Origin of the sequence: Pseudoalteromonas sp. 2CM41L, from assembly GCF_023161905.1 — a bacterium.
Lineage (GTDB): Bacteria > Pseudomonadota > Gammaproteobacteria > Enterobacterales > Alteromonadaceae > Pseudoalteromonas > Pseudoalteromonas atlantica.
Genome location: NZ_JALNTN010000006.1, coordinates 88,617 through 107,274 on the forward strand (window position 1 = coordinate 88,617; position 18,658 = coordinate 107,274).

19 protein-coding genes are annotated in these 18,658 nt (G+C 40.9%); 10 read left to right on the forward strand and 9 right to left on the reverse strand.

Going from position 1 to position 18,658, the window contains the following annotated elements; translation table 11 throughout:
* The first annotated feature begins 53 nt into the window (after positions 1-53).
* Positions 54-1,187, forward strand: a complete 1,134-nt coding sequence (gene queG / locus MTF64_RS09770; RefSeq protein ID WP_248451251.1) for a tRNA epoxyqueuosine(34) reductase QueG — start codon at positions 54-56, stop codon at positions 1,185-1,187.
* Between the two features lie 30 nt (positions 1,188-1,217).
* Here the strand turns inward: queG and MTF64_RS09775 are convergent, their stop codons facing one another.
* From MTF64_RS09775 to MTF64_RS09785, 3 genes are all read right to left on the reverse strand, one after another.
* Positions 1,218-2,345 carry a response regulator gene (locus MTF64_RS09775; protein ID WP_064384744.1) on the reverse strand — a complete coding sequence of 376 codons (1,128 nt, stop codon included), beginning with the start codon at positions 2,343-2,345 and terminating at the stop codon, positions 1,218-1,220.
* A 49-nt stretch (positions 2,346-2,394) separates the two neighbouring features.
* Complete coding sequence (locus MTF64_RS09780) at positions 2,395-4,386, reverse strand: ATP-binding protein (protein WP_096740160.1); 1,992 nt, start codon at positions 4,384-4,386, stop codon at positions 2,395-2,397.
* A gap of 110 nt (positions 4,387-4,496) precedes the next feature.
* Positions 4,497-4,988, reverse strand: coding sequence for a GNAT family N-acetyltransferase (locus MTF64_RS09785; RefSeq protein ID WP_248451253.1), 492 nt, complete (start codon positions 4,986-4,988; stop codon positions 4,497-4,499).
* An 82-nt stretch (positions 4,989-5,070) separates the two neighbouring features.
* Here MTF64_RS09785 and MTF64_RS09790 point away from each other — a divergent pair, with 82 nt between their 5' ends.
* The 6 genes from MTF64_RS09790 (at position 5,071) to MTF64_RS09815 (ending at position 10,562) form a co-directional block, all read left to right on the forward strand.
* The gene (locus tag MTF64_RS09790; RefSeq protein ID WP_248451254.1) at positions 5,071-5,643 is read left to right on the forward strand and encodes a glutathione peroxidase; all 573 of its coding nucleotides are present in this window, start codon (positions 5,071-5,073) and stop codon (positions 5,641-5,643) included.
* A gap of 79 nt (positions 5,644-5,722) precedes the next feature.
* Positions 5,723-6,004: a peptidylprolyl isomerase gene (locus MTF64_RS09795; RefSeq protein WP_004589432.1), complete on the forward strand. Its 282-nt coding sequence runs from the start codon at positions 5,723-5,725 to the stop codon at positions 6,002-6,004.
* 55 nt (positions 6,005-6,059) lie between these two features.
* The gene (locus MTF64_RS09800) at positions 6,060-6,638 is read left to right on the forward strand and encodes a glutathione S-transferase family protein (RefSeq protein ID WP_248451255.1); all 579 of its coding nucleotides are present in this window, start codon (positions 6,060-6,062) and stop codon (positions 6,636-6,638) included.
* Between the two features lie 17 nt (positions 6,639-6,655).
* A complete protein-coding gene (locus tag MTF64_RS09805; protein WP_004589430.1) occupies positions 6,656-7,006 on the forward strand; it encodes a DUF2750 domain-containing protein in 351 nt (116 codons plus the stop codon).
* A 153-nt stretch (positions 7,007-7,159) separates the two neighbouring features.
* Positions 7,160-7,840, forward strand: a complete 681-nt coding sequence (locus tag MTF64_RS09810; protein WP_004589429.1) for a hypothetical protein — start codon at positions 7,160-7,162, stop codon at positions 7,838-7,840.
* A gap of 148 nt (positions 7,841-7,988) precedes the next feature.
* A complete protein-coding gene (locus MTF64_RS09815; RefSeq protein WP_024033294.1) occupies positions 7,989-10,562 on the forward strand; it encodes a M1 family metallopeptidase in 2,574 nt (857 codons plus the stop codon).
* Positions 10,563-10,627: 65 nt separating this feature from the next.
* Here the strand turns inward: MTF64_RS09815 and MTF64_RS09820 are convergent, their stop codons facing one another.
* Positions 10,628-10,993 (reverse strand): hypothetical protein, encoded by a 366-nt coding sequence (locus MTF64_RS09820; protein WP_004589427.1) that lies wholly within the window; start codon positions 10,991-10,993, stop codon positions 10,628-10,630.
* A 63-nt stretch (positions 10,994-11,056) separates the two neighbouring features.
* The gene (locus MTF64_RS09825; protein ID WP_248451256.1) at positions 11,057-11,929 is read right to left on the reverse strand and encodes a hypothetical protein; all 873 of its coding nucleotides are present in this window, start codon (positions 11,927-11,929) and stop codon (positions 11,057-11,059) included.
* A gap of 116 nt (positions 11,930-12,045) precedes the next feature.
* Between MTF64_RS09825 and MTF64_RS09830 the strand changes: the two genes are divergently transcribed.
* The 3 genes from MTF64_RS09830 (at position 12,046) to yjjG (ending at position 14,225) form a co-directional block, all read left to right on the forward strand.
* Positions 12,046-12,945, forward strand: coding sequence for a phosphoribulokinase (locus tag MTF64_RS09830; RefSeq protein WP_004589425.1), 900 nt, complete (start codon positions 12,046-12,048; stop codon positions 12,943-12,945).
* A 63-nt stretch (positions 12,946-13,008) separates the two neighbouring features.
* On the forward strand, positions 13,009-13,551 hold the full coding sequence (gene yjjX, locus MTF64_RS09835; protein WP_248451257.1) for an inosine/xanthosine triphosphatase: 543 nt from the start codon (positions 13,009-13,011) through the stop codon (positions 13,549-13,551).
* Positions 13,551-14,225, forward strand: a complete 675-nt coding sequence (yjjG, locus tag MTF64_RS09840; protein WP_054982322.1) for a pyrimidine 5'-nucleotidase — start codon at positions 13,551-13,553, stop codon at positions 14,223-14,225. Before yjjX ends, yjjG begins: the two co-directional genes overlap by 1 nt.
* Positions 14,226-14,354: 129 nt before the next feature.
* Here the strand turns inward: yjjG and lpxC are convergent, their stop codons facing one another.
* From lpxC to MTF64_RS09860, 4 genes are all read right to left on the reverse strand, one after another.
* On the reverse strand, positions 14,355-15,266 hold the full coding sequence (gene lpxC, locus MTF64_RS09845) for a UDP-3-O-acyl-N-acetylglucosamine deacetylase (RefSeq protein WP_004589422.1): 912 nt from the start codon (positions 15,264-15,266) through the stop codon (positions 14,355-14,357).
* Between the two features lie 106 nt (positions 15,267-15,372).
* Complete coding sequence (ftsZ, locus tag MTF64_RS09850; protein WP_004589421.1) at positions 15,373-16,620, reverse strand: cell division protein FtsZ; 1,248 nt, start codon at positions 16,618-16,620, stop codon at positions 15,373-15,375.
* A gap of 23 nt (positions 16,621-16,643) precedes the next feature.
* Complete coding sequence (gene ftsA / locus MTF64_RS09855) at positions 16,644-17,876, reverse strand: cell division protein FtsA (protein WP_004589420.1); 1,233 nt, start codon at positions 17,874-17,876, stop codon at positions 16,644-16,646.
* Complete coding sequence (locus tag MTF64_RS09860; RefSeq protein WP_248451258.1) at positions 17,873-18,658, reverse strand: cell division protein FtsQ/DivIB; 786 nt, start codon at positions 18,656-18,658, stop codon at positions 17,873-17,875. The genes ftsA and MTF64_RS09860 overlap by 4 nt, the downstream gene beginning before the upstream one ends.

Here is an 18,658-nt window from a genome sequence, read left to right on the forward strand (position 1 = left end):
CGCTTTATAAATATGGTAAATTACGCAGCTAATTATTTAAGTGTGTAATGTGTGTGAGTAACTCAACCCCTAACTATCAACAGCTAGCCAAAAATATTAAAGCCTGGGGCCAAGAACTCGGCTTTAGTGAGGTAGGTATTACCGATATAGACCTATCTAAACACGAAGCACAATTACAGCGCTGGTTAGATGCGGGCTACCATGGCTCTATGGATTATATGGCAGCCCACGGCATGAAACGCGCACGCCCTGCTGAACTAGTCCCTGGCACCCAGCGGGTTATTTCGGTAAAAATGAACTACCTGCCCCCTGATGCTAGTTTTGCCAAAACACTAAAAAACACCGAAAAAGCCTATATTAGCCGCTACGCATTAGGGCGTGACTATCACAAATTAATGCGCAACCGACTAAAAAAGCTGGGCCAAAAAATAGAGCAAGAAATTGGCGATTACGGTTTTAGGCCATTTGTAGACTCTGCGCCTGTGCTTGAGCGCCAGCTTGCTGAAAAAGCGGGATTGGGCTGGCGAGGTAAACACTCTTTATTAATAAACCAAGAAGCTGGGTCGTGGTTTTTTTTAGGTGAGCTTTTTGTTGATTTACCCCTGCCAATAGATAATGAAAACACGTTTGAAGGCTGCGGAAAATGTGTAGCTTGCATTACGCTTTGCCCAACAGGCGCAATTGTAGAGCCGTATGTGGTAGATGCACGCAAATGTATTTCGTACTTAACCATTGAGCACCAAGGCCCTATACCTGAGCAATACCGTGCATTATTGGGGAACCGAGTTTATGGCTGCGACGATTGCCAATTGGTTTGCCCATGGAACCGTTATGGTCAAATTACCGATGAGCAAGACTTTCACCCCCGTACGCAATTAAAAAACAAAGACTTACTTGGGCTATTTACCTGGGACGAACCTACTTTTTTAAAAAATACCGAAGGCAGCCCAATTCGCCGTATTGGTCACGAACGTTGGCTGCGTAATTTAGCGGTGGGTTTAGGCAATGCCGATTTTAGCCCTAGCATTATTAACGCTTTAGAAAGCAAACATGAGTCTAGCTCGCAGCTAGTAAAAGAGCATATAGAGTGGGCGCTTGAGCAACAAAATAATAAACAACGAGAACAACTTCGTAAAACACAGCGCCTAATTAGAATTGTCGAAAAAGGCTTACCTCGTGATGCGTAAATCACTCAGGTGAGCCTTATTGTGAGAGGTTTATTTTTTAAGTAACAAAGATAAATCTTGTTCAATTTCAGCAAAGGCGGCTTTAACTTGTTTAACCGACTCTTCTCTGGCAATTGAATTTTGAATAGTTTCGTCCACTTTTTTATAAATAAATACCTCTTGGTCTTCATCTAACCCCATTGTGGGTATGCGTACTTCTAAGTCTTCTTGTAATTGCTTGAATACCTTTTCGTTACTTTCGCGGTTTTCGTTTAGTAACCCAATCAAGCCATGAAACTTACTATGCACTGTGCTGGCTACATCATTTAGCTTTTGCTGCTGCGACTCAAGCATTTGCTTGGTCATAATTGCACGTAACTGCTGTTCAGTCACACTGACAATAAAGCAAACGTGGTCACGAATACGCCCGTGTTTATCTGGGTCGTGATCTGGCATATTCAGAATTAATAAGCTTATCATCTCGTAGTTAACTAATATTCGGTGAGAAAACTCATGTAAGCGACCTTTGTTTTTAAGCATATCAAACAGCTCAATTACAATAGGCGAACACACTCCGCTAAGAGCAAAGTGCTCTATTGTATCGCCATGTCTAAATTCAACATTACTTTGTAGGTCAAACGTTTGTAAGCAGTCTATTAAGGCTTTACCTAAATCTTGCGGATTATTAATAAAACCAATGTTTTCAATGTAATTAACTATTTGCCCCATTTCGCTACTGTTTGCCATAGCGTTAAATGCCGTAGATGTTGCATCTTCTACTTGTTTTTCAAGGCTTTGTTTTTCTATTAATACTTGGTTTAAGTTTTTAAGTTTTGATTTAAGCTCATCATGCCCAAACGGTTTTACAATGTAATCCTCAGCACCGACTGAGTAACCTTCCATACGCTCTTCAACCGTTCCTCTGGCGGAAACAAACATAACAATTATATGCGCGGTATTCGGATTCGCCTTTAATGCTTTACACACTTCGTAGCCATTCATTTGCGGCATACTTACATCAAGTAAAATAACTTGGGGCATGTAGCCTTCAACCATGGCTAAACACTCAGGGCCGCTTGTGGCAACTTGTAATTCGAAATCAAGATCTTCTAAAATTTCTTCAATAATTTCAAGGTTGAAAGGTTCATCATCTACAGCAAGAATTTTAGTTAAGGCCATATTTTCATCATCCAATTAAATATCATTTAAACATTACTTACACATATAATTAGCTATCTTGCACTGCTAGCTTATCATCGGCTAAATGCTCATCTAAATCTATTTCTAGGGGTACCTGAATCCTAATTGTTGCACCACCATCGCTATTATTACTTGCCGTAATTTCGCCTTGATGAAGTGCTACAAACTCTCTACAAAGCGCAAGCCCTAAACCAGTACCACCAGCGCCACTGTTCGTTTTGCTGCTTTGTACAAATTTAGTAAACACGTGCTCTAATTCATCCTCAGGTATACCTATTCCATTGTCTATTACATCAATAATAGCGCTATCTTGATCAGCCATTAAGTTCACTTCAATACGACTTTTAGGTTCGCTAAATTTAAGTGCGTTACCTAACACATTGCGCAATAGCTGATTAATTTGCTCTTCATCACACTGCACAACCACTGGCCCGGGTTTTGAAAAAACAATTTCAATTTCTTTTTCCATAGCCGTACCAGAGACATCATCAATACTGGTTTTTATAATACTTTCTATATTGTATGGGCGTGGATTAAATGGAAATTTCCCCACATCCAATTTAGATAAATCAAGTAAGTTGTTTAATAACGACAGTAAACGCTCGCCGCTGCTTTCAATACGAGATAAATATTTTAAGAGTTTATCTTTAGCAAAATCGCCCGCTTCTAACTTACTCAAACCAAATCGAGAAAAGCTTAATATAGAGTGCATAGGGGTGCGTAACTCGTGCGACATGTTAGCCAAAAATTCCGATTTGCTTAAATTGGCAGCTTCAGCCACATTTTTAGCATGCTCTAGCTGTGAAGTACGAGCTCGCACTTGCTCCTCAAGTAGGTCTTTGGCTTCAAGGAGTAATTCTTCTTTTTGTTTTAAGTGAGTTACATTTTTAAATATAACCGCCAACGCAATTTCGCCATGGTGGTCTATTTCGTTAAACGAGCCAACCAGCGGAATATACCCGCCGTCTGTTTTTTGCAAACGTAGGTCGCTACTAAATTGGCGGTTACGATTAAGTGTGCTGATTTTATTTTTTATTTCAGCACTTGATTCCTCATCTAAAAATTCAAATACAGAAAAGCCCGCAAGTTTGTCAAAGGGTAGCTTAAACAGCCTTAAGCAGGCATCGTTTGCTTCTATTACTTTGCCGCTGCGTTCAAATAGCATAATGGCGTCAGGGGTATTTTTATAAATAACTTGTAGTAGGCTGTCTTTTTCGATTAATGCATCAACGGTATCTTGTAAACGCTCAACTAGCTCAGCGTTACGGCGTTTTAAAAGCTCTGTTTGCCACAATTTATGTACCGATTGCAGCAGTACGCTATCGGTTAGAGGCTTTATTAAAACATCTTCAACCCCTTTACGAATTGCCTCAATCATTGAAACTTGCTCAGGGCGTGCGGTAAACAATAAGCATCGGCAATCTGGCTGAGACATTTTAATAGCAGAAAAAATATTTAAACCGGTGCCATCTTCAAAGCTAAAATCGCTAATTAAAATATCTATACTGTTTTCATTAGCCACTGCCACCGCTTCGGTTGCGCTGGTTGCGGTTAGCGTTTTGATATGCGCCCCGACTAAATTACTTTTCATTTTTTCAAGGCGCTCAGGCATATGATCAACAAGTAAAATAGTGGGGAGTTTTAAAACGTGGCTAGAGCCAAGCTCTAAGAGATTTTCGAGTAATGAGGTAATTTCTTTATTTGAAAAAAACGGATAAATAACCGTTGCATCTGGGACTAACTTATTAAGCTCGCTAAAGGCGCTAAGTTGCTCACCGCTTTCGGCTTTAGGGGCAAGTAATACACAGCGGTCTTGTGAGATTTTTTGAGCTATCGACTTTACTACTTCACACGGCACTCCGTAAGCACCAATTACCAAGTCATACTGGCTGGTGTTAGAGTATAAATCAATCATAGAGTAATGAACGAGCTCAGCCTCACAACCTATTAATTCTAGTAAAACTTTCACTCTCATTGCGATAACACTGCTGCTATCTACAATTAAAATTTTTCGACTCATTAAGCCACACTATCGTAAACACTTTATATGTTAATAGCGTAGCCTATAATTTCTTAGTTGGTATAGGTTGTTAGACTTAATTTTGATTTTTTTACCGATAAGCTCCACAACTATTTTGGTAGATGCTTACCGAATATTGTTAAACTGTAGCGTGTGTTATCCATTACCGCGATATTAGGCAACTCACCCCATACGCTAAAACCAAAGTGCTTGAATAACTTAATACTTGGTAAGTTGTGGCTAAATATAAAACCAAGCAATACATCAATTCCTAGCTGTTTAGCCTCTATTTGGGCAAACTCCATCAGCTTTTTGCCAAGTCCTTTACCTTGCGCCGCTTTGGTAATATAAATGCTCATTTCGACGGTGCCATCGTATGCGGGGCGCCCGTAAAACGATTTATAACTTAGCCAGGCAAGTACTTGGTCATTTTCGCAATAAACATAAATAGGCCGTTTATCGGTGTGGCTATTAAACCACTCACGTTTGCTCTGTACCGATACTTCTTCGGTATCGGCGGTCACCATACGCGAGGCGATCGTTTCGTTGTATATTGCGACAATGGCAGGTAAATCTTCTATAGTGGCTAAACGTGTAGTCATAACAGCTTAATATTGTTGATCACTTTTGTGCATATTAGCGTAAGATAGACTAGTCAAACAATTATAAATTTAGGCGTTGAGTATGTTAAAAAAAACGATACTAGGGCTCAGTATTTTTATTACGAGCTTAGCTGCCCAAGCAAATGACACGTTACCCAGCAAACAACAGCAGCAACAATGTAAAGACTTTACAAATGTAGAGATACGTAAGCTGCGCTCAAAAGAATCCTTAAACTTATGCCAATTTAAAAACCGCCCTTTGCTCATTGTAAATACGGCTAGCAATTGTGGTTTTACATCTCAATTTGAGGGCCTTGAAAAAGTACACCAACAATACAAAGATAAAGGTTTAGTGGTATTAGGTTTTCCATCTGATGATTTTTTTCAAGAAGAAAACGATGAAAAAGACATAGCAAAAGTGTGTTTTATTAATTACGGCGTTACTTTTACTATGTTTACTACCAGCGAAGTTCGCGGCAGTGATGCAAATCCAATATTTAAACACTTAAACGCGCAAACCAGCTCACCTAACTGGAACTTTTATAAATATTTAGTTTCAGCTGATCGTAAAACAATTAAACGCTTTAACAGTAAAGTAGCTCCTAATTCAAAAGAATTAATTGATGCAATTGAAAATACGCTACTCATCAATTAAGTTTATACTGGTACTGCGAGTTAAAACTAACTAGACTGGCTTTAATGGTTAAATACACCAACTTTAAACAGGAGATTTTATGGCAGTGGCAAGTGCAAGGCACATTTTAGTAGACAGCGAAGCAGAGTGCTTAGATTTAAAAGCTAAGATTGAACAAGGCGAAGACTTTGCAGAGCTTGCAAAAACATATTCAAACTGTCCTTCTGGTCAAGACGGCGGAGCACTTGGCGAGTTTGGCCCAGGTATGATGGTACCTGAGTTTGATAAAGTTGTATTTTCAGCACCAATTAATCAAGTGCAAGGCCCTGTACAAACACAGTTTGGCTATCACTTACTAGAAGTGACAAGCCGCTCAGAATAACGTTGACTTATCGCAACACAAAAAGCCGCTTATGCGGCTTTTTTTAGGAGCAATTATGAAACTTATAGGATCTAACCCTTCTCCATTTGCGCGCAGAGTAAGAATGTGGGCAGCACAAAACAATGTTGACTTAGCGCTAGTAAACCTAGATATTTTTTCTGAGCAAGACCGCCCTACCTTAGCCAGTAACAACCCAGGAAGAAAAATACCGGTTTTAATTGATGGTGATTTAACGCTAAGCGATTCAACTATTATTTTACGTTACCTTATCGCCAAGGCTGGTAAAACACCACTAAGCTGGTCGCAAGAGCACCTACTTAATATTATTAACGCCTGTAACGACTCGTTAGTAGAATTAGCACTTAGCAGACGCTCAGGATTTGATACTAGCGACGATAAATTATTTTTTAATCTGCAAAACGAACGAATTGCACAAACATTAAGCTATTTAAATAGTCATTTAAACGATGATGAATTTAAAGGCTGTGAATGCCTTAACATCAGTTTATACTGCCTACTTGATTGGATTTGCTTTCGTGAATTAACAGACTTTAGCCAACACGCTGCTTTAGTCAGTTTTTATAAAGACTATGGCACGCGTCAAGCTGCAGTAAGCACCGATCCCAGACTCTAAACAAATAAGGTAAACACATGAGCGATATTGAAATTGAATCACAACTAGTTAGCTTTGTAGAAAAAGTACGTTTAAGCGAGCAAGTGTGGGCGTTAGGTGGCGACGACGGCGGCTTTGTAGTGTGCGAATCTAACCAGTTTGCCGAAACGGATGTACTGCTTTTATGGGAAAGCGAAGACGCAGCAAAAGCCCAGTGTAAAGAAGAGTGGCAAGAATTTACGCCTGTAGAAATTAATTTAGATGAATTTTTAGATGAGTGGGTAGAAGATTTAAACGAAGACAGCGCATTAGTTGGTTTAAATTGGAATGACGACCAAGTGTGTGTAGAAATAGAGCCTGTTGGCTTAGCACGCGCACTTAGCGAATAACTGCCACTATAAATTAAATAGTGAATACAACACCTGCTTTTTAAGTGGGTGTTTTTGTTTTGTAGCTAAAAACATAAATACTAAAATCGATACTCGCATGTTTATCTGTTTTAAGTATAAAATATAACATGTCATTAATTTCAAGGGATTACGTTGAAAACCCATCTTGGCCGCCGCCCTTTTTCAGCAATGGAACTGCATACGCTTTATAACGGCTATATTTATGGCGACTTTAAAGTAGCAAGAGAGCAAGCAAAGCATTGGCATTTTTGGTTGCCTTTAATTGCCTATTACAGTGGCGCATATAGCGATGAAATTGGCTGCTTAACGCTTGACGATCTTGAGCTTAAAAATGGCATTTTATGTTTTAATTTTCATACTAATGGAAAAATAAAAGCGCGCTTGGTTCCGGTGCATCAAGCCTTAGTTGATGCAGGGCTTAACGACTTTATTGCCTTTGTTAAAGCACATAATCACACACGTTTGTTGTTTGATTTACCGGCTAAGTCTGGCCGTTACAGCGAAAAAGTACGCATTTGGTTTACTGGTGAAGGTGAACGTGCGGGTTATTTGCAAAAATGTGCCATTCCCACTGTTGATCAACTCGGTATGAAAACCGCTATAAGCAGCCTACGGCTTAATTTTGAGCAACAAGTACGTATTTACGCATTACAGGCTAATTCAAAAGACGCCTTTAATTATTTAATGGGGTTTAACGAATACCCCAATGATAAATTTGACGATACCGCCTTACTAAACAACGTAATACAGCAAATTCGCACCATTAACCCACAGCTGCATTGGCAGCGCTTTAAGCAGCGCCAGAGCCACTGACACTATTTGTTACTATTTTAAATCCAAGCAGCCACTTTATTAAATTACTCTCATAAAAAAAACTGCTAGGATATCTAAATCTCAATTTTTAAGGGCATAGAAATGCCTGTTTGAGTCAGTTTCTAACAACAACAATCTAGGGATCACTATGTTTTTAAAAAGCCTATTAACAGTAAGTGTTGCTTTAGCAATGACTACTGCCAACGCTAACGAGTTCGTTATCGAAAAGCTTGCTAAACCAAGTTCACAAAAGGTGTCGTTAACACTCGACCCAAGCCAAGACACCTTTACAGGGATGACAGAAATAGCCCTAGAAGTGTTAAAACCCACTCATTACATTGAACTTAACGGCGTGGCTTACGCTGTTAAAATGGCGCAGTTACTAGGCGATGAAAACTGCGACTTAAATAACGAAATGCTAAAAACAGAAAAAGTAAAATTTAGCTGTGATGAGCAAATTCAGCCGGGTAAGTACACCCTAAAAATAGATTTTTCTGCGCCGTATAATCGCCAAAGTGTGGGCTTATACAAAACAATTGATCAGGGCACACCTTATTTATTTACTCAGTTTGAAATGAATGATGCACGCCGTGCATTTCCAGTATTTGATGAGCCAAGTTATAAAATACCGTTTCAGTTAACAATTACAGCGCCAACGTCTCAAAAGGTTTATGCCAATACGCCAGAGCTTAAAACCACAGTTAACGGCGAGATGACAACGCATTACTTTGATAAAACGCCACCTATTCCTTCTTATTTAGTGGCTATGGCCGTGGGCCCTTTTGAAGAGCTTGAAATAAAAGACATGCCAATTCCAGGGCGTGTTATTACCCCGCAGGGTAAAATTCATTTAGCTGATTACGCAAAAGAGAACATGCCAAAAGTACTTGCTGCACTTGAGGCGTATTTTGGTATTCCTTATATTTATAAAAAGCTCGACTCGGTAGCAGTACCCGAGTTTCCTTTTGGCGCAATGGAAAACTCAGGCCTAGTAACCTACCGCGAAGATATATTACTGGTTGATTTAGCAGCTGCTACACGCAGTAAAAAACAGCGTAATGTGTCGATTATTGCTCACGAGCTTGCCCATCAATGGTACGGTAACTTAGTTACCATGAAGTGGTGGAACGACTTATGGTTAAACGAAGCATTTGCCAGCTGGATGGCGGCAAAAATTACTAAACAGCTTAATCCAGAATTTGAATCTCACCTTGATTTACCACAAAACAACGTAATGGCATTAGATGCTCGCTTAAGCACTAAGCCGATTCGTAAACCGATTAAAACCGAAGCCGATATTATGGATGGTTTAGGGCTTGCCTACAGTAAAGGCAGCGCTGTACTGGCTATGGTTGAAAACTGGATTGGTGAAGACGCATTCCAAAAAGGGATTCAAAGTTACTTAAAAAAATTCTCGTATAAAAACGCCGAAGCAGCCGATTTATGGGAAGCACTAGGTAAAGCTTCTAATAAAGATGTTGCGAGTGTTTTAAAATCATTTATTGAACAGTCTTCTTTTCCGCTTGTAGATGTAAAACAAGACGGTAAAAAAATTACTATATCGCAAAGTCGCTTTGCTAATGCCGGTGTAGATGCACCCGCACAGCTTTGGAATGTCCCTGTTGGGATAAAATATGGCGCTGGCGATAAAGTAAAAACAGCCAGTATTTTACTCAATAAGCAAAGCCAAACCCTAACACTTGATTTTGAGCCACAGTGGATTTATCCCGATGAAGGGGCGCTAGGTTATTACCGCTGGGTAATGGACGATGCGCAGTTTGATTCACTTATAAAACATGCTCCGCAAGCACTTAATGATCGTGAGCGTTTAGCGCTGCTCTCTGCCACTGATGCACTACTTGATGCGGGTGTAATATCGGCGGCTAAGTTAATGCAAACCTTAGAAGTATTTGTGAGCGATGATCATCCTCGTGTTGCAAATACAGCACTGGGCTATTTGGTATCGCAAAAAAATACCTTTAAAGATGAAAGCAACGAAGCGTTATGGCCTGAGTTTATTCGCAGCGCAGTAATGCCTGCAGCTAAAAAATATTCACTTGAAGCACAAGCTGGCGAAGACGGTGCAGTATCGCAACTACGTGCAGGTGTTGTGTCCTTGCTAGGTTTTGATGGCGAAGATCAACGTGTGATCAGCAAAGCAAAAGAGCAAACACAAGTATACTTAAACGATCCGCAAAAAGTGGATCCGTATTTAGCAGCTACCTACTTAAAACTTGCCGCCTATAATGGGGATAAAGCCTTACTTGATCAATTTATGGCAACCTTTAAAACCACTAAAGATCCACAAGTACGCACAAACATGCTGGCAGCAATGGGCTTTATGGGTAAAGCGCAGTTACAAAAGCAGGTATTAGCGTACACCTTAACCGACGAAGTCACCGCATCTGATATGCGCACTATTTTAGCAGGTCAAAGTTATAGCGAGCCACGCCAAGCATTATTTATTGAGTGGATATACAACAATTACGACAAGGTAACACAAAGCTTACCGCCGTTTTTTGTGCCTAACTTACCGTACTTTACAACCGCGCGTTGTGATGAACAAAGTTTAGCAACCACGCAAGCATTCTTTAAAGATAAAATTGAAGAAACACCGGGCTACGCGCGTACGCTAAGCAAGCTTGAAGAAAGTACCCATGATTGTATTGCGCTTAAAGAGCGTGAACTGGCATCAGTTAATGACTTTTTAAAAAGCAAATAAGCTTAATTAAAAGTAAATATGCATAATTAAAAAAGCCGCTGAGTTATTCACTCAGCGGCTTTTATTTACCCGTTAATAATCTGTGTTAGCTTGGCAATAAAGTCTTTTGCTGCTTGCTCTGAGTTAATTTTAAAGGCCACACCATAGTGAATCGGCTGCGCACTTTTGTGAATACGTGTAGGAAAGCGTGTCATCTCGCTACTATGAAAATAACCTTGTACTCGTGTTACCTCATCAATTGTTGCAAAATCATCGCTAAACACCTCAAAGGCTGGGCGAATAATTATTTTGCCTTTACCCGCTTCGCTGTGGGTATAAATTGCTTCTTTAGAATTTGCTAACATGTACTCAGCAATGTTTTTAATTTTAAAGTTGCTTCTGCACTTTAACTGAATGAGCTGCTCTGTTAACTCATCTGCACTATAAGCCACGTGGTGATCCCTTTAATGTTTAATTGTGCATTACATTAGCCTATACGCGCTGCAAAGTCCGAATTATTTTACATCGCATACAAAGGCAAGTTTGTCGTTTTTATAACTCATTCGCGTTATGTTTGTCTCGCAATATGGGCTTAAGTTAAGCCATTGAGAAACCTCATCGGTGCCACTTAAATTACGCATATATACACGGTTTTTAACCGCATAAGCCACTGTATTAGCATCTTTTAAAATAAAGTCTTGTACTTGCTCTGGCAATCTAAGTAAATCTTCTACCTGTTTAGATTGCGGGTTAAAGCTTGCTAAAGTATGCTGATCATTTTTTGTGTAACTAAATAAAAATGTTGCGGTTTTACTGTTATAAATAAGCGTACGCCCTATGTTACTTGCTACCACCTCGCCTTTTGCCGCAGCAACCGAAGTATATTGCAATGTATGTGGCTCACCTAAAATAAACATCACTAAGTCGCTTTGAGCGCCCCACGCGTGGTAGCCAACAGGTTCAATCCAATCAAAAATACGGCTCGGTGCTTGCTTAGTATCAAGTGGGTATTGCCACAACTTTTGTTTGCTATCTTGCTCTACCACAATAGCCGATAAACTTTGTTTTGAGGGCATAACAGTGGGCGAATATTCGCTCACTGGCGTATTTGTTATGTTGCTTATTTGCTTGGTTGCTAAATCATAATAGGCAATATCGGTTTGACTTTGCTCGCTTGAAATAACTTCATGGGTGAAATAAATACCCTTGTTTGTTAAATTAGGTTGGTTGTTATAGCTATTTTTGTCGCTCACTATACTCACTTGCATACCGTAGGGTGTATTTAAATCAGCAAGTAATATTTGGCTTTTAGGCATGCTAGCCTGCGCTGTAGCAAGGCTTAGCGCCGCTAAAGAGACTAGCCCAAGCCATGGTTTAATAAGTTTCATGCTTTCTCTCGTTTTATTTTTAAGCACCTCATGATAACGTTATTTGCCGATGGCGTCACTTGACCTAAGTCAGTCAACTCTTTATAACTAACTTGGTCCTAAAAAAGAGAAAATACATGTCAGCTAAACATCCTATCATTGCTATTACAGGTTCGTCGGGTGCGGGAACTACCACTACCACCAATGCAATTAAACATATTTTTCGTAGCCTCAACATTGATGCGGCTTTTATCGAAGGAGATAGCTTTCATCGTTACACGCGCCCAGAAATGGATAAAAAAGTACGCGAAGCACAACAAGAAGGTAAACACATAAGTTATTTTGGCCGTGAAGCCAATGACTTTGGCGCATTAGAAACCTTATTTGGTACCTACGGCGAAACAGGCCAAGGCAAATTGCGCCGATACTTACATACCTTTGACGAAGCAGTGCCATACAATCAATTACCGGGGACCTTTACCCCTTGGCAAGATCTTGAAACAAACACTGATTTAATGTTTTACGAAGGCTTGCACGGTGGCGTGGTTGATCAGGATCATGATGTAGCTAAGCACGTGGATCTGCTTATAGGCATGGTGCCTATTATTAACCTTGAATGGATCCAAAAATTGATCCGCGATACGCAAGACCGTGGCCACTCTCGCGAAAAAGTAATGGACTCAATTGTACGCAGTATGGATGACTACATTAATCACATCACACCGCAGTTTTCGCGCACCCATATTAACTTTCAACGTGTGCCAACGGTTGATACGTCAAACCCATTTAGCGCAAAAGATATTCCTTCGCTAGATGAAAGCTTTGTGGTTATTCGCTTTAGAGGAATTGATGACGTTGATTTTCCGTATTATTTACAGATGATTGAAGGCAGCTTTATGTCGCGTATAAATACCCTTGTGGTGCCAGGCGGTAAAATGGGTTTAGCAATGGAGCTGGTGCTTACTCCGCTAATTAAAGACATTATTGTTAAAAAGCGTGCTCTTGAAAACCTAGCCCCTTTAGATATACCCATTTAGCCCCTCTTTTATGATTTACACTTCTGACGTACACTGCTGCTTTTGCTAACAGTGAGGGAAAACGTGTCGCACTCATTAAAAATTATTGTGGGCTCTAAAAACCCAGTAAAAATTAACGCTGCAAAACATATTTTTGCAATGTACTTTCCTAGTTACGAAATTGATTGCCAAGGCGTTGATGCTCCCTCAAATGTTCCCGATCAACCAATTGGCGAGGAACAAACCCGTATAGGCGCACAAAACCGAGTTACTTACTGTAAAAGCATGTACCAAGCAGATTACTACTGTGCAATGGAAGGCGGTGCAGAGCAATTTAGCTATGGTGCTGCCACCTTTGCCTATGTTGTTATTAATAATGGCTCTGAGCAAGCGATAGGACGCAGCAGTAACCTGCCGTTACCGCAAGTGTTATATAACGCGCTGCTAAGCGGAGAAGAGCTTGGCAATGTAATGGATAAAGCATTTAACACCCATAATGTTAAGCAAAAAGGCGGCGCGATAGGGCTTCTCACAAACAATCATGCCACTCGCCAAAGCACCTACACCCAAGCGCTTACCTTAGCTATGGCTCCTTTTTTACACCCTAGCCTTTATCAGGAAAATTAATGAAATACAGTTATGTACTGTTTGATGCAGACGAAACACTATTCAGGTTTGATATTTTAGCGGGGATGACCCGCATGTTTAAAGCGTACAATATTGAGTTTACTCAAGCCGATTACATCCATTACCAAAAAACTAATAAGCAGCTGTGGATAGATTATCAAGATGGAAAAATTAGCGCCGATTACTTACAAGTAACCCGCTTTAACGAGTGGGCTGTAAAATTAGGGGTACCCGCTAAAGAGCTAAACGATGCATTTTTAGATGCTATGGCACAAATTTGTGAACCACTCCCCGGCGCAATCGATTTACTAAATGCACTCAAACCGCATGCACAATTGGGTATTATTACTAATGGCTTTGCCCGTTTGCAAGCCCTGCGCCTAGCGCATACCGGCCTTGAAAACATGTTTGATTGGCTGGTTATTTCGGAACTGGTAGGCATTGCTAAGCCTAACAAGGCTATTTTTGAGCACACATTTGAGCTTATGGGTAACCCAGACAAGAGCAAAATATTAATGGTGGGCGACACTGCCTCTAGCGATATTTTAGGAGGCAATAATGCCGGTATTGATACCTGTTGGCTACAGCACCCAGGCGAGCAGTTACCAGCAGGCATAAGCCCAACCTACACCATAACTGAACTGGCACAGTTACCAACAATTTTAGCGCTTTAAGCTGCGCGTTAATTATTAAAAATTAATAGTAATTAGCTGCAACTCGCTAATTTAAGGCAAAAAAAATGACGCTATTAAGCGTCATTTTTTATAACTGTTTGTGAGCGTGTATTTTTAAAAAATACTAAATTAGGCCGTCGCTAATTCAAGGCCGGGTGCAGGCATCGTAACAGGCGTTTCAAATGTTGCCCACTCCCATGCTGACTCTGTTGCCATAATTTTGCGAAGTAACTTATTATTTAAATCGTGACCCGATTTATAAGCCGTTACTTTACCTAGTAGGTTATGACCTGTCATAAACATGTCGCCCACACAGTCTAATATTTTGTGTTTTACAAATTCATCGCTGTAGCGCAAACCATTTGGGTTTAGTACTTTAAAGTCATCAAGTACTACTGCGCTGTCCATGCTGCCACCAAGTGCTAGGTTATTAGCATGCATGTATTCAATGTCTTTCATAAAACCAAATGTACGTGCACGGCTAATTTCTTCAGTAAAGCTTTGCGCAGTAATATCTAAACCAATGCGCTGGCGGCTTTCATTAATGGCCGGGTGATCAAAGGCAATTTCAAAGTCGATATGAAAACCATCATATGGTTCTACTTCGGCCCATTTATCACCTTCTTCAATACGTACTTTTTCTTTTATACGAATAAAGCGTTTCGCAACATTTTGCTCTTCAATGCCGCCTTTTTGTAACAAATAAATGAACGGTAATGCACTACCATCCATAATCGGCACTTCTGAGCTGTCTAATTCAACAATTAAATTGTCGATACCCATTGCAGCAACCGCTGCAATTAGGTGCTCAGTCGTTGATAAGCGAACGCCATCTTTGTTAATTAAACAGGTACACAGCTGCGTATCACCAACGGCTTCAGGTGTTGTTTCAAAATCAACAACCGGATCAAGGTCGACACGACGAAATACAATCCCGGTATTTGCGCTCGCAGGTCGGAGAGTTATTGTGACCTTCTCACCTTTATGAAGTCCAATTCCTATGGCTTTGACTACTTGTGCAATCGTACGCTGTTTAATCATAGGTTCGCTCACTTTTAAATCAGTTACAGTTAGACGGCGGAGTTTAACATAAATCCTTTTGCCTTTCAATATTTGTACATATTTCAAACAAAAGCATTAGTAAATGTTAATCAGCCTGCTTACGTAAAAAAGCCGGAATATCAAAATAATCTCCGCCTTCTGATTTATCCGCTTTTTTACTGTTTTGCGCTGATGAACTTGCCGTGTTGCTTGAGCTTGTAGATGGCGCTTGTTCTTTGCTTTCTACTTGCGTGCTTGGCGTCGTTTCTTCAGTGCTTGTGCCTTGGCTTGCAAAGCTTGGTACGTACATGCTGCTAGATTGGTTTGATGAACTTGCTACATCAGAACCTGATGCCTTTTTAAAGCCGTTATCAACAATACCAAACTGCGGACGACGATCGCCACCTAAACCCGTAGCAACAACAGTTACACGTAACTCGTCGCTCATTTCTGGGTCAATAACTGCACCTACAACCACAGTTGCATTTTCAGACGCTAGCGCTTTAACGTGGTTACCCACAATTTCAAATTCTTCAATCGCAATGTCCATACCCGCGGTAATATTAACCAAAATACCTTTAGCACCGGTTAAATCAACGTCTTCTAGTAATGGGCTTGAGATAGCCGCTTCTGCAGCTTCTTGAGCACGATCTGGGCCTGATGCAGAGGCTGTGCCCATCATGGCAGTACCCATTGCTGACATTACGGTACGTACGTCGGCGAAATCCACGTTAATTAAACCAGAGCGTGTAATTAGCTCCGCAATACCTTGAACCGCACCAAAAAGTACATCGTTTGCTTTAGCGAAGGCATCTAACAGTGTAGTCCCTTTACCTAAAACTTTAAGCAATTTATTGTTCGGAATTGTAATAAGTGAGTCTACAATTTCTGACAATTCGTTAATGCCTTGTTCAGCAGCTGCTGCGCGCTTTTTGCCTTCAAAGTCAAAAGGACGCGTTACTACAGCAACCGTTAAAATACCTAATTCTTTGGCAATTTTAGCAACCACTGGTGCAGCACCAGTACCTGTACCACCGCCCATGCCGGCAGCAATAAATACCATATCTGCGCCTTCAAGGCTGGCACGGATTGTTTCTGCATCTTCTTCAGCCGATTCGCGGCCTACTTCTGGGTTTGCACCTGCACCTAACCCTGAGGTTATTTGCGTGCCTAGTTGTACGGTAATATCGGCAGCGGAATTACGTAATGCTTGTGCATCCGTATTTGCGGCTATGAAGCGCACGCCTTCTATTTGTTGTTTTACCATGTGCTCAACAGCGTTACCGCCGCCACCGCCCACGCCAATTACCTTAATTACAGCTTCTTCGCTGTGTTGTTCCATCATATCAAACATGTTTACTCTCCGACTTGAGTACTTTAAAACTCGCCTTGGAACCATTTAGTAATGCGGTTCCACCAATTATTATTATCCTCTGCTTTCGACTTTTGTGCATTCATCGATTGCATAGTGCGCCCGTATTGTAACAAACCTACAGCGGTTGCGTACGAAGGATCGTCTACGTAGTCTGTCAAACCAACTATCCCGATTGGTTTGCCTATTCTCACTGGCATTTGGAAAATATCTTCAGCCACTTCCATTGCGCCAGTCATTTTAGCAGTCCCGCCTGTAATAACGAGGCCTGCCGCAATTTGGTCTTCTAAACCTGAGCGACGAATTTCTTCCATCGCTAATTCAAATAATTCTCTAAAACGAGGCTCTACCACTTCAGATAAAGTATGGCGCGACATTAATCGTGCTGGTCGCCCGCCTACACTTGGTACTTCTATGGTGTCTTCGTTACTGGCCATTTGGCTACTTGCACATGCATATTGTACTTTGAGTGACTCAGCATGTGATATAGGTGTACGAAATATTTTTGCAATATCACCGGTTACTTGATTACCCGCCACTGGGATAACCGAAGAATGGCGTAATGCCCCGTTAATATAAATAGTGATATCCATTGTACCACCACCAATATCAAGTACCGCTACACCAAGCTCTTTTTCGTCATCGGTTAAAACCGAGTAACACGATGCAAGTGCGGTAAATATAAGCTGATCAACCTCTAAACCACAGCGCTCAACACATTTTTCAATGTTTTTAGCCATGTCGTTTGAGCAGGTAATAATGTGTGCACGTGCTTCCATACGTACGCCGCTCATCCCAAGGGGGTTTTTAATGCCCTCTTGCATATCAATGCTGTATTCTTGCGGTAATGCATGCAGCATTTTACGCTCGGCCGAAATGGGCACAGAGCGCGCTATATGAATTACATTTTCAATGTCTTCATCGGTTACTTCTGTATTATTGATAGCAACCACGCCGCTTTCGTTTTGACATTGTATGTGCTTGCCAGAAATCCCTAAGTACACTGAGCTAATACGACAATCAGCCATTAACTCGGCTTCATCTATTGCTCGGCGAATCGACTCAGACACTAAGTTTAAATCGTTAACGCCGCCTTTATCCATACCATGAGATACTTGGCTGCCCACACCAACAATGCTGAGCTTGTTATCTGCGGTGATTTCACCTACCGTGGCCACCACTTTTGAGGTACCAACGTCTAATCCAATCACTAGGTTTCTTTCTGCTGACTTAGTCATGCCTTACTCTTATTTTGTAATTGCTGTTCTTGCACAGGCTTATAGCTAACTGCAAGGCCGGTATCATAGCGTAAATCTATTGCATCTATTTGTGCATCTGCACGCTTTTCCATGCGCGGGTACACATCTATAAACCGCTGTACTCGCTTTGCTTTGTCTTTGCGCCCTAAATTTAAGCGCACACCATTATCTAACCATAACTGCCACGAAAAACGCTCCGAAAGGGCTAAGCTTTTTAACGTTAACGCATTTACCTTTAGCATTTCGTCAAACTGCTTAAAGGCAATCCACGCTTCTTTTTCGCTGCCTTCTGGGCCGTAAAGTTGCGGTAAATCATTGGCGAGTTTATCGCTACTTGCTTCAAAGGCATCGCCACTTTGGTTTAGCAGTAAATCGCTATTCCAATGGGCTACGGCTTCGTGTTCAACTACGTACACTTGTATTGTATCGGGCCATTGCTTGCGTACCGATACGGTTGCAACCCAAGGTAAATCTTTTACCAGTTGCTGTACGCGTTTTACATCTAGCTCAAAAAAACTGCTTAAATCGGCCTTTTTTATTGCTTTTATTATGGCCTTTTCGTCAGTGTATTTGGGCTTTCCTAGCACTGTTAAGTGCTTTATTTGTGCATCTTTGTTCTCTACTAACCAATCAGATACACCGGTAGTTATTTGCACGAGCCCAATCACTACCACCAGAAAAAAGCTCACACCAAAAATTAGCGACCAATTAAAGTTAAGTTGCTGTTTTAACAGTTGAGCTTTTTCTAAAAGGGGATGCAT